The following is an 11,994-nucleotide window of genomic DNA, read 5'->3' on the forward strand; positions in this document are numbered from 1 at the left end:
AAAAATGAAAGAGAGTGGTGTTCATATGCGCGGTGGAATGGGAAATATGCAAAAAATGATGAAACAAATGCAAAAAATGCAAAAGGATATGGCTAAGGCTCAAGAAGAGCTTGCAGAAAAAGTCCTTGAAGGTACAGCAGGTGGCGGTATGGTCACTGTAAAAGTAAATGGACAAAAAGAAGTTGTTGATGTAGCAATCAATGAAGAAGTTGTTGATCCAGAAGATATCGATATGCTTCAAGATCTTGTACTTGCAGCGACAAACGATGCATTGAAAAAAGTTGATGAGCTAACAAATGAAACAATGGGTCAATTCACAAAAGGAATGAACATGCCAGGTTTATTCTAGGAGGAATAACTGAAGATGCAATATCCTGAACCAATATCAAAGCTGATAGACAGCTTTATGAAATTGCCAGGAATCGGACCGAAAACCGCGGTCCGTCTGGCTTTTTTTGTTCTTAGTATGCAGGAAGATGTCGTACTAGATTTCGCGAAGGCGCTTGTTAACGCAAAGCGTAATTTAACTAATTGCTCGGTATGCGGCCATATCACAGATCAAGATCCTTGCTATATTTGTGAAGATACAAGAAGAGATCAATCTGTTATCTGTGTAGTACAAGATCCAAAAGATGTGATCGCAATGGAAAAGATGAAAGAATACAACGGCTTATATCATGTGCTTCATGGTGCCATTTCGCCAATGGATGGCATTGGCCCAGAGGACATTAAAATTCCTGACCTGTTAAAAAGATTGCAAGACGATCAAGTGACAGAGGTAATCCTTGCAACGAATCCAAACATTGAAGGAGAGGCTACAGCCATGTATATCTCTAGATTGTTGAAACCATCAGGAATTAAACTCTCTCGTATTGCTCACGGACTACCAGTAGGTGGAGACTTAGAGTATGCGGATGAAGTCACACTGTCTAAAGCTCTAGAGGGCAGACGTGAGATGTAGGAAGGAGAAGTACGGTACATGGGTTTTCTTCGCAGAAAATCAATTCGAAAAGAATTCGATGAGAAATTAATTCAACAGCTTTTTAAGCAAAAGGAAGAATGGAACAGACAAAAAAAGCTTGTCGCAAATAGCGTTGATCCTTCACCGGACATTCTATTCGAATTAAAGCTTGCTCAAGCGAAGTACTTTTTCTATCTAAGAGAAGCGAAAAAGAGGAATTTACGTTTAAACAACTGGAGATAGCAGGTCTATTTTACATAGTCCTCTCATATGCTTGTACTATTCATATGAAGAGGAGATGAGAGGATTATGGAACCTGTTATTGTGATCGGGTCAATTTTGCTTGCTGTATTATTGTTGTTTATGTCAGGTGTTCAAGCGAACCCCATCAAATGGTTAGGGCTGATCGGAATAAAGTTTGTGGCAGGTGCTCTTTTTTTATTTTGCCTCAATCTATTTGGTGAGAGTCTAGGATTACATGTCTCTATTAACCCTGTAACAAGTGGAATCAGTGGTCTATTGGGCATCCCAGGCGTAGCAGCTTTAGTCGTAATTGAAAAATTTATTATTTAATGAGAAATATTGTTGACTTTGATCCCTTATGGTGGTAAATTAATATACGTCGCTGATGACGAAGAAACGAAATAACATGATAACAAAAAAGTTGTTGACATCAACAATTTAAATATGGTATGATGTTCTAGTCGCTTCTGAAGCGGTAAACAAGTTCTTTGAAAACTAAACAAGACAAAACGTACCTGTTAATTCGAGTTTTTATAAAAAATCCTATGTTATATCATAGGTAGTCAGTCAAACGCTGACGAAAAACAAAACTTCGGTTTTGTACTTTTTCGGAGAGTTTGATCCTGGCTCAGGACGAACGCTGGCGGCGTGCCTAATACATGCAAGTCGAGCGAACAGAAGGGAGCTTGCTCCCGGATGTTAGCGGCGGACGGGTGAGTAACACGTGGGTAACCTGCCTGTAAGACTGGGATAACTCCGGGAAACCGGAGCTAATACCGGATAGTTCCTTGAACCGCATGGTTCAAGGATGAAAGACGGTTTCGGCTGTCACTTACAGATGGACCCGCGGCGCATTAGCTAGTTGGTGGGGTAATGGCTCACCAAGGCGACGATGCGTAGCCGACCTGAGAGGGTGATCGGCCACACTGGGACTGAGACACGGCCCAGACTCCTACGGGAGGCAGCAGTAGGGAATCTTCCGCAATGGACGAAAGTCTGACGGAGCAACGCCGCGTGAGTGATGAAGGTTTTCGGATCGTAAAGCTCTGTTGTTAGGGAAGAACAAGTGCGAGAGTAACTGCTCGCACCTTGACGGTACCTAACCAGAAAGCCACGGCTAACTACGTGCCAGCAGCCGCGGTAATACGTAGGTGGCAAGCGTTGTCCGGAATTATTGGGCGTAAAGGGCTCGCAGGCGGTTTCTTAAGTCTGATGTGAAAGCCCCCGGCTCAACCGGGGAGGGTCATTGGAAACTGGGAAACTTGAGTGCAGAAGAGGAGAGTGGAATTCCACGTGTAGCGGTGAAATGCGTAGAGATGTGGAGGAACACCAGTGGCGAAGGCGACTCTCTGGTCTGTAACTGACGCTGAGGAGCGAAAGCGTGGGGAGCGAACAGGATTAGATACCCTGGTAGTCCACGCCGTAAACGATGAGTGCTAAGTGTTAGGGGGTTTCCGCCCCTTAGTGCTGCAGCTAACGCATTAAGCACTCCGCCTGGGGAGTACGGTCGCAAGACTGAAACTCAAAGGAATTGACGGGGGCCCGCACAAGCGGTGGAGCATGTGGTTTAATTCGAAGCAACGCGAAGAACCTTACCAGGTCTTGACATCCTCTGACAACCCTAGAGATAGGGCTTTCCCTTCGGGGACAGAGTGACAGGTGGTGCATGGTTGTCGTCAGCTCGTGTCGTGAGATGTTGGGTTAAGTCCCGCAACGAGCGCAACCCTTGATCTTAGTTGCCAGCATTTAGTTGGGCACTCTAAGGTGACTGCCGGTGACAAACCGGAGGAAGGTGGGGATGACGTCAAATCATCATGCCCCTTATGACCTGGGCTACACACGTGCTACAATGGACAGAACAAAGGGCTGCGAGACCGCAAGGTTTAGCCAATCCCATAAATCTGTTCTCAGTTCGGATCGCAGTCTGCAACTCGACTGCGTGAAGCTGGAATCGCTAGTAATCGCGGATCAGCATGCCGCGGTGAATACGTTCCCGGGCCTTGTACACACCGCCCGTCACACCACGAGAGTTTGCAACACCCGAAGTCGGTGAGGTAACCTTTATGGAGCCAGCCGCCGAAGGTGGGGCAGATGATTGGGGTGAAGTCGTAACAAGGTAGCCGTATCGGAAGGTGCGGCTGGATCACCTCCTTTCTAAGGATATATGGAGCAGTGTGCGTTTTCGTCTTGTTTAGTTTTGAAGGAACTTGCAAAAGATCCTACAACATCATATCTTCGATATGAAAGATGGGCCTGTAGCTCAGCTGGTTAGAGCGCACGCCTGATAAGCGTGAGGTCGGTGGTTCGAGTCCACTCAGGCCCACCATCTTCTATTAAATCGGGGCCTTAGCTCAGCTGGGAGAGCGCCTGCCTTGCACGCAGGAGGTCAGCGGTTCGATCCCGCTAGGCTCCACCAACGTGTTCTTTGAAAACTAGATAACAATAAGTAATACATTCACATTGAATGCAATGCAAAGTTCATCACACATAGTGATTCTTTCTAAAGTAAGAAATGGTTAAGTTAGAAAGGGCGCACGGTGGATGCCTTGGCACTAGGAGCCGATGAAGGACGGGACGAACACCGATATGCTTCGGGGAGCTGTAAGCAAGCTTTGATCCGGAGATTTCCGAATGGGGAAACCCACTGCTCGTAATGGAGTAGTATCCATACTTGAATACATAGAGTATGAGAAGGCATACCCGGGGAACTGAAACATCTAAGTACCCGGAGGAAGAGAAAGCAAATGCGATTCCCTGAGTAGCGGCGAGCGAAACGGGAACAGCCCAAACCAAGAGGCTTGCCTCTTGGGGTTGTAGGACACTCTATACGGAGTTACAAAGGAACGATATAAGCGAAGAGGTCTGGAAAGGCCCGCCAAAGAAGGTAACAGCCCTGTAACTGAAATGTTGTTCTCTCCAGAGTGGATCCTGAGTACGGCGGAACACGTGAAATTCCGTCGGAATCCGGGAGGACCATCTCCCAAGGCTAAATACTCCCTAGTGACCGATAGTGAACCAGTACCGTGAGGGAAAGGTGAAAAGCACCCCGGAAGGGGAGTGAAATAGATCCTGAAACCGTGTGCCTACAAGTAGTCAGAGCCCGTTAAAGGGTGATGGCGTGCCTTTTGTAGAATGAACCGGCGAGTTACGATCCCGTGCAAGGTTAAGCAGAAGATGCGGAGCCGCAGCGAAAGCGAGTCTGAATAGGGCGCATGAGTACGTGGTCGTAGACCCGAAACCAGGTGATCTACCCATGTCCAGGGTGAAGTTCAGGTAACACTGAATGGAGGCCCGAACCCACGCACGTTGAAAAGTGCGGGGATGAGGTGTGGGTAGGGGTGAAATGCCAATCGAACCTGGAGATAGCTGGTTCTCTCCGAAATAGCTTTAGGGCTAGCCTCAAGGTAAGAGTCTCGGAGGTAGAGCACTGATTGGACTAGGGGCCCCTACCGGGTTACCGAATTCAGTCAAACTCCGAATGCCGATGACTTATCCTTGGGAGTCAGACTGCGAGTGATAAGATCCGTAGTCGAAAGGGAAACAGCCCAGACCGCCAGCTAAGGTCCCAAAGTATACGTTAAGTGGAAAAGGATGTGGAGTTGCTTAGACAACCAGGATGTTGGCTTAGAAGCAGCCACCATTTAAAGAGTGCGTAATAGCTCACTGGTCGAGTGACTCTGCGCCGAAAATGTACCGGGGCTAAACGTATCACCGAAGCTGCGGACTGTTCTTACGAACAGTGGTAGGAGAGCGTTCTAAGTGCTGTGAAGTCAGACCGGAAGGACTGGTGGAGCGCTTAGAAGTGAGAATGCCGGTATGAGTAGCGAAAGACGGGTGAGAATCCCGTCCACCGAATGCCTAAGGTTTCCTGAGGAAGGCTCGTCCGCTCAGGGTTAGTCGGGACCTAAGCCGAGGCCGAAAGGCGTAGGCGATGGACAACAGGTTGATATTCCTGTACCACCTCCTCACCATTTGAGCAATGGGGGGACGCAGGAGGATAGGGTAAGCGCGGTATTGGATATCCGCGTCCAAGCAGTTAGGCTGGGAAATAGGCAAATCCGTTTCCCGTAAAGGCTGAGCTGTGATGGCGAGCGAAATTTAGTAGCGAAGTTCCTGATTCCACACTGCCAAGAAAAGCCTCTAGCGAGGTGAGAGGTGCCCGTACCGCAAACCGACACAGGTAGGCGAGGAGAGAATCCTAAGGTGATCGAGAGAACTCTCGTTAAGGAACTCGGCAAAATGACCCCGTAACTTCGGGAGAAGGGGTGCTTCTTAGGGTGTTAAAGCCCCGAGAAGCCGCAGTGAATAGGCCCAGGCGACTGTTTAGCAAAAACACAGGTCTCTGCGAAGCCGTAAGGCGAAGTATAGGGGCTGACGCCTGCCCGGTGCTGGAAGGTTAAGAGGAGCGCTTAGCGTAAGCGAAGGTGCGAATTGAAGCCCCAGTAAACGGCGGCCGTAACTATAACGGTCCTAAGGTAGCGAAATTCCTTGTCGGGTAAGTTCCGACCCGCACGAAAGGCGCAACGATCTGGGCACTGTCTCAACGAGAGACTCGGTGAAATTATAGTACCTGTGAAGATGCAGGTTACCCGCGACAGGACGGAAAGACCCCGTGGAGCTTTACTGCAGCCTGATATTGAATGTTGGTACAGCTTGTACAGGATAGGTAGGAGCCTTGGAAACCGGAGCGCTAGCTTCGGTGGAGGCATCGGTGGGATACTACCCTGGCTGTATTGACCTTCTAACCCGCTGCCCTTATCGGGCAGGGAGACAGTGTCAGGTGGGCAGTTTGACTGGGGCGGTCGCCTCCTAAAATGTAACGGAGGCGCCCAAAGGTTCCCTCAGAATGGTTGGAAATCATTCGCAGAGTGTAAAGGCACAAGGGAGCTTGACTGCGAGACCTACAAGTCGAGCAGGGACGAAAGTCGGGCTTAGTGATCCGGTGGTTCCGCATGGAAGGGCCATCGCTCAACGGATAAAAGCTACCCCGGGGATAACAGGCTTATCTCCCCCAAGAGTCCACATCGACGGGGAGGTTTGGCACCTCGATGTCGGCTCATCGCATCCTGGGGCTGTAGTCGGTCCCAAGGGTTGGGCTGTTCGCCCATTAAAGCGGTACGCGAGCTGGGTTCAGAACGTCGTGAGACAGTTCGGTCCCTATCCGTCGCGGGCGCAGGAAATTTGAGAGGAGCTGTCCTTAGTACGAGAGGACCGGGATGGACGCACCGCTGGTGTACCAGTTGTTCTGCCAAGGGCATCGCTGGGTAGCTATGTGCGGACGGGATAAGTGCTGAAAGCATCTAAGCATGAAGCCCCCCTCAAGATGAGATTTCCCATTCCGCAAGGAAGTAAGATCCCTGAAAGATGATCAGGTTGATAGGTCTGAGGTGGAAGCGTGGTGACACGTGGAGCTGACAGATACTAATAGATCGAGGACTTAACCTATATTCTAATGTGAAGCTTGAACATTGTTATCTAGTTTTGAGAGAACATTCTCTCCATCAGGTTTGGTGGCGATAGCGAAGAGGTCACACCCGTTCCCATACCGAACACGGAAGTTAAGCTCTTCAGCGCCGATGGTAGTTGGGGGTCTCCCCCTGTGAGAGTAGGACGCCGCCAAGCTTGTATAAGGATCAGTTCCATACGGAACTGGTCTTTTTTGTTTTTTAAGAAAAGGAACAAACACCCGATCTGACATGGATACATATACTAAACTACCATCTGAAACATTCTTAATTTTGTATACAATTGAAAGCGCTAGGGCATACTGAAGCTATAAGTGGAGGTGTCACAATGAGCAAAAAAGAGCGAGAAGCGATTTGTTTGATTTGTGAAGAGAAAAAGACAAAGGGAATTTATTTATATCATCAGTTTTTGTGCCGCGACTGTGAGCGAAAGTTAATTTCTACATCGACCTCGGATCCTAGCTATTCCGATTATGTGAGAAAGCTTAAAAATCTTCATACGCCGCCTTTGTATTCATAGACCACTAGATGGTCTTTTTTTATGAGCAATGAAGGATTGGGCTTGTTTTTTGGAACTTAGTTTGGACATCATCCGTAATTCATAATAAGATAAACAGAGAGCCTGATTATTCATAGGAGTCGATGAACATGAAATCAATCTTTTATACATTTATATGGGCCATCCTCTCTACTTTTTTTTCGCTTGTGATTTTAACCGTCAGTATAGGGGTTTTCCATCATCATGCTGGATTATCGATACTGTATGCGATGATTGGGTGGGGCGTGATGTTTGTGGGGAGCAGATGGACTGCTTTCCAATTGTTTTTAAAGAAACATGGACTGTCTCGTAGTGATTATGTATATATCAAACAGCATTTAAAAGAAGCAGGACAAAAGCTTGTGCGTTTAAAAAAAGCTTTATTTGCTGTGAAAAACGTACAAACGATCAAACATAATTATGAAGTTTTTCGGCTTGCACGACGAATCTATACAATAACAAAAAAAGAGCCTAATCGCTTTTATGATGCACAGCGTTTTTATTTTGAAAGCTTAGATTCTGTCGTTGAACTAACTGAGAAATATGCACTCTTGTATAATCAGCCTAATCGTAGTCATGAGCTGGAAATGACATTGAGCCAAACCCGAGTGACATTGACAGAGCTGCAAAAGCAATTGACGAATGATTTGCAGCAAGCGTTAGGAAGAGATATAGAAGCTCTTCATATTGAGCTTGAAGTAGCTGATAAAATGATGAAGAAATAGATGAAAGGAGTCAAACTCGATGAAACCGGAAGATCGCGCCACAACATCACCTGCCTCCAATATAGATCTTCAGTTTCGGGTGTTTGATACCTTATCTGATGAAGAGAAAAAAGAAGCTGTGCAGCGAGCTCAGCAGATCCCTGAAAATCCGCAAAAGCTCCTTTTCTATGGTACACGTGTGCAGGAACGACTATTGGAACAATCACAACAGATGATGAAATATGTTGAGAAAAAAGATATCGATCAAATAGGAGACGTGCTTGAAGCCTTTTTGCAGCAGCTGCAAGTAGTGGAGCCTGAGGATTTAGTGCCAAAGAAACAGGGCTTTTTTTTGAAATGGTTTCAACGGGATAAGCGATCTATTCAGGAGATCATATCACGATTTCAACATGCAAAATCACAGATCGAGAGATTGTCCGCAAGGCTTCGTTATGCAAGAGGTGTATTAATCTCGGATCATATATTATTAGAGCGTTTATTTGAAGAAAATCAAACATATTTTCAAGAGATGACGATGCAGGTTGCCGCAGTTGAAGCGAAAATGACAACGTTAGAGCAGCAGCCTCTTTCAGAAACGCAACTTTCTGTTGAACGGACGTTAGAGGAGCAATTGATGAGTCAAGAAGTCAATGAAGAAGAGTATGTGGAGAGACTAAAGGAACGAAAGTATGATTTGCTGTTAAGCCGGCAAATTGCATTGCAATGTAATGCTCAAATTCGGATGATCCAGCATACGAATCATACATTGGCCAATCACATTCAATCAACTGTTTCAGCATCTATTCCTCTATGGATCAACCAAATGTCGATTGCATTAACACATATTCAGCAGCGGGCCAATTCAGCTCTTGAGAACCGAATCCAAAAAACATATGAAAATGTATCGAAACAGCAGGGGCAGATTCTTGAAGAGGCAACTTTAGCCCCTATAGATACGTTGAAAAAGGTTCAACGTCAATTAGCTGAAACATTACAGGAAACATTACAGGTGAAAGAGCATGGAAGCCAAGAGCGAGCTCAATTGAAAAGCAGTATGTATGAGGCAGAGCAGCAGTTGGCGAATCCAATAAAGGAATGAGAAACCATCTTTCGGTTCACTTGTTTGAACGTTATAATAGACTTAAGATATCGTTAAAGTGAAAAGGGTCGATTTGTTTGAGAACACCTTTATATACAGCATTAGCACAGCATGCGGAAAAGAAGCCTTATTCTTTTCACGTTCCAGGACATCACAATGGAGATGTCTTTTTTGATGAGGCACGGTCTCACTATGCTTCAATCCTTCAATTGGATGTGACGGAGCTTGAAGGCCTAGATGATCTTCATCACCCGACTGGGGTCATCCAAGAGGCAGAACATTTATTGACTAAGCTATATGGTTCAGGTCAAAGCTTCTTCCTTGTGAATGGCACAACAGTCGGAAATTTGGCGATGGTGATGACAGCATGCCGCATGGGAGACGAGATTTTTGTCCAGCGTAATTGCCATAAGTCTGTCTTTCATGCGATCGAGCTTGCAGGGGCAACGCCTATTTTGATAGACGCTGAGATAGACGCACACTTGCACGTTCCAACACATGTGACGGATGATACAGTGAGAAAAGCCATAGCGAGACATCCTCATTGCCGGGCAATCGTTTTGACTTATCCGAACTACTACGGACACGCAGCTGATTTATCAAAGCTGATTCACATGTGTCATGAAGCAGGTATGGTTGTTTTGGTTGATGAGGCACATGGTGCGCATTTTGTCTTAGCCGGTGCCTTTCCTCCATCTGCTCTTTCCTATGGAGCGGACGTGGTGGTACAATCAGCACATAAAACCCTTCCGGCAATGACGATGGGTTCCTATCTTCATCTTCAAGGGGACCGAATCGATGCGAAGCGTTTGAAAACCTTGCTCACGATGCTTCAAAGTAGTTCGCCCTCTTATCCAATTATGGCCTCATTAGATGTAGCAAGAGCTTATGTCGAGGAGATCAAAGGAAAAGGGACATTGGATGTAATCATGAAAGAACTGACAGAGCTGAAAGATCAGTTCAACCGTCTGACCCATCTTGAAGTGGTTGAACCTGACTCGCTACATTCCGATCCTTTAAAATGCGTCATTCGATCAACAAAAGGACTGACTGGTTACGAACTAAAGCAGGTGCTTGAATCAGTGGATGTTCATCCAGAGCTTGCGGACGAACATCAGGTTTTACTTGTACTTAGCTTAGAACAGAGGCAGAACGTTCCTTTCAAGCGGATTGAGCAGGCTCTTAAGCAAAGTGATTCATTGCTCAAAGGAAAAAAACATATCCAAAATGAGACGATATCTATTGAGACTGATGTACAAAATCAAGACATAGAGGCTGTCCCATTTGAACATGCAGCAGGCCGGATGAGTGCAGAATCCATTATTCCCTATCCACCTGGAATTCCTTTGATGATTAAGGGAGAGCGTATTGAAAAAGAACAAATTGAGGCGTTAAGCCGTTTGCTTGGTCACGAGGTTCATATTCAAGCAAGTCAGGTCATTCATCAGAGAAAATTATATGTTTATATAGAAGAGGAGACACTATGAGTGGTATGTTTATTACGTTTGAAGGGCCAGAGGGTGCCGGAAAAACGACAGTGATACGAAAAGTGTACGAAGAAATGGAACGTCAAGGATATGCAGTGATGGCGACACGCGAGCCGGGTGGCATTGACATTGCTGAGCAGATCCGTGAAGTCATTTTAAATGAAAAAAATACAAAAATGGACGCGAAAACAGAGGCATTGCTGTATGCAGCAGCAAGAAGGCAGCATTTGGCTGAAAAGGTAGAACCGGCATTGCAGCGCGGAGAGACAGTCTTGTGTGATCGTTTTGTTGATAGCTCTCTTGCTTATCAAGGCTATGCGAGAGGGCTTGGAATTGACCAAGTCAGATCAATTAACGACTTTGCTATTGATGGCACGATGCCGCAAATGACGATTTACTTTTCCATTACACCTGAGGAAGGACTAAAGCGAATTCACGCCAATCAAGGAAGAGAAAAGAATCGATTAGACATGGAGACGCTGAATTTCCACCAGTTGGTCAGAGAAGGCTATGAACTACTTATTGCGCAATCACCAGAACGATTCCATGTAGTGGATGCTTCTCAGCCGATGCAAAATGTTTATGAAGAAGTACTTCGAGTGATTCAGGACACATTAAAGAAAAATCAAAAATGACCTCATTCCCAATCGTTGTTATAATATAGAGGAAGACATCGGCATGTCACCTGTGCCTAAAACAAAGGAGGCCAATCAAATGAAATTAATTGTTGCCGTTGTACAGGACCAAGATAGCAGCAAGTTGTTGAAAATATTGACTGAACATCAATTCGGCGTGACAAAATTAGCTTCAACTGGTGGGTTTTTAAAGTCTGGGAATACGACTTTTATCATTGGTTGTGATGATGTCCGAGTGGATAAAGCGTTACAGCTTATAAAAGAAAATTGCCGTAAACGTGATCAAATGATTGCACCTGTATCTCCAATGGGTGGTAACGCAGATTCATATGTACCATACCCTGTTGAGGTTGAAGTTGGTGGAGCTACTGTCTTTATTCTGCCAGTTGAACAATTTCATCAATTCTAAGGATGGGTTGCTGTGAAAATTAATCAAGATATGCGGCTGCTTTTAGAAAAGCGTGAACTCCAAGGCATGAAAGGAAGCCAGACATCTGCCTCTTTTAAAGCATCGATGGAGACGCAAAGCGGCAAAATGCGCTTAGAGCAGCTGACGGTTATGCTGAGTGATATCGAAGTGTTCGGTAAAAAGCTGACAAAGTCACGAAACTTAAAGGACTTGGCTAGGTTTAAAGGTCTTGTGAAGCGCTTTGTGAAAGAGACAGTCGATAATGGGTTAAATATAGAAACATCAAGAAGCTTTGACATTTATGGCAACACGCGTACACTCGCTTTAGTCAAAGCATTAGATGAAAAGCTGATTGAATTAACAGAGGATATGATGGACCAAGAGAAGCCATCTATTGATTTGCTTGAACGTATTGGAGAAATAAAAGGTTTATTGATTAACCTTTACACATAG

The 11,994-nt window shown here is 45.7% G+C and carries 11 protein-coding genes, 2 tRNA genes and 3 rRNA genes; all 16 read left to right on the top strand.

The annotated features are described in order from the left end of the window. Positions 1-25 precede the first annotated feature (25 nt). The 16 genes from MKZ05_RS00145 to MKZ05_RS00220 all read left to right on the top strand — a co-directional run bounded on the left by MKZ05_RS00145 (position 26) and on the right by MKZ05_RS00220 (position 11,994). Positions 26-349: a YbaB/EbfC family nucleoid-associated protein gene (locus MKZ05_RS00145; protein ID WP_008342011.1), complete on the top strand. Its 324-nt coding sequence runs from the start codon at positions 26-28 to the stop codon at positions 347-349. A gap of 15 nt (positions 350-364) precedes the next feature. Next, the gene (gene recR, locus MKZ05_RS00150; protein ID WP_050945828.1) at positions 365-961 is read left to right on the top strand and encodes a recombination protein RecR; all 597 of its coding nucleotides are present in this window, start codon (positions 365-367) and stop codon (positions 959-961) included. An 18-nt stretch (positions 962-979) separates the two neighbouring features. Beyond that, complete coding sequence (locus MKZ05_RS00155; RefSeq protein WP_050945829.1) at positions 980-1,204, top strand: YaaL family protein; 225 nt, start codon at positions 980-982, stop codon at positions 1,202-1,204. A gap of 66 nt (positions 1,205-1,270) precedes the next feature. Then, a complete protein-coding gene (locus tag MKZ05_RS00160) occupies positions 1,271-1,534 on the top strand; it encodes a pro-sigmaK processing inhibitor BofA family protein (RefSeq protein ID WP_003218084.1) in 264 nt (87 codons plus the stop codon). A 275-nt stretch (positions 1,535-1,809) separates the two neighbouring features. Then, positions 1,810-3,358, top strand: a 16S ribosomal RNA gene (locus MKZ05_RS00165). A 95-nt stretch (positions 3,359-3,453) separates the two neighbouring features. After that, positions 3,454-3,530 (top strand) — tRNA-Ile (locus MKZ05_RS00170). A 14-nt stretch (positions 3,531-3,544) separates the two neighbouring features. Beyond that, positions 3,545-3,620, top strand: a tRNA-Ala gene (locus MKZ05_RS00175). Between the two features lie 98 nt (positions 3,621-3,718). After that, positions 3,719-6,649, top strand: a 23S ribosomal RNA gene (locus MKZ05_RS00180). Positions 6,650-6,710: 61 nt separating this feature from the next. Further along, positions 6,711-6,826 (top strand): 5S ribosomal RNA (gene rrf, locus MKZ05_RS00185). Together the 16S, 23S and 5S rRNA genes with 2 tRNA genes alongside form the textbook arrangement of a ribosomal RNA operon. Positions 6,827-6,997: 171 nt before the next feature. Further along, the gene (locus tag MKZ05_RS00190) at positions 6,998-7,189 is read left to right on the top strand and encodes a sigma factor G inhibitor Gin (protein ID WP_003217973.1); all 192 of its coding nucleotides are present in this window, start codon (positions 6,998-7,000) and stop codon (positions 7,187-7,189) included. Between the two features lie 128 nt (positions 7,190-7,317). Beyond that, positions 7,318-7,932 carry a 5-bromo-4-chloroindolyl phosphate hydrolysis family protein gene (locus MKZ05_RS00195; protein ID WP_327840468.1) on the top strand — a complete coding sequence of 205 codons (615 nt, stop codon included), beginning with the start codon at positions 7,318-7,320 and terminating at the stop codon, positions 7,930-7,932. 19 nt (positions 7,933-7,951) lie between these two features. Beyond that, positions 7,952-9,010 (top strand): toxic anion resistance protein, encoded by a 1,059-nt coding sequence (locus MKZ05_RS00200; RefSeq protein WP_327840471.1) that lies wholly within the window; start codon positions 7,952-7,954, stop codon positions 9,008-9,010. A 77-nt stretch (positions 9,011-9,087) separates the two neighbouring features. Further along, entirely contained in the window at positions 9,088-10,497 is a 1,410-nt protein-coding gene (locus tag MKZ05_RS00205; protein WP_327840473.1) for an aminotransferase class I/II-fold pyridoxal phosphate-dependent enzyme, read from the top strand. Continuing rightward, positions 10,494-11,132, top strand: a complete 639-nt coding sequence (tmk, locus tag MKZ05_RS00210) for a dTMP kinase (RefSeq protein ID WP_044140387.1) — start codon at positions 10,494-10,496, stop codon at positions 11,130-11,132. The genes MKZ05_RS00205 and tmk overlap by 4 nt, the downstream gene beginning before the upstream one ends. Before the next feature lie 79 nt (positions 11,133-11,211). Then, positions 11,212-11,541, top strand: coding sequence for a cyclic-di-AMP receptor (locus MKZ05_RS00215; protein WP_012008640.1), 330 nt, complete (start codon positions 11,212-11,214; stop codon positions 11,539-11,541). Between the two features lie 12 nt (positions 11,542-11,553). Beyond that, positions 11,554-11,994: a DUF327 family protein gene (locus MKZ05_RS00220; RefSeq protein WP_044140388.1), complete on the top strand. Its 441-nt coding sequence runs from the start codon at positions 11,554-11,556 to the stop codon at positions 11,992-11,994.

Source organism: Bacillus sp. FSL M8-0277 (assembly GCF_037975305.1).
GTDB classification, from domain to species: domain Bacteria; phylum Bacillota; class Bacilli; order Bacillales; family Bacillaceae; genus Bacillus; species Bacillus pumilus.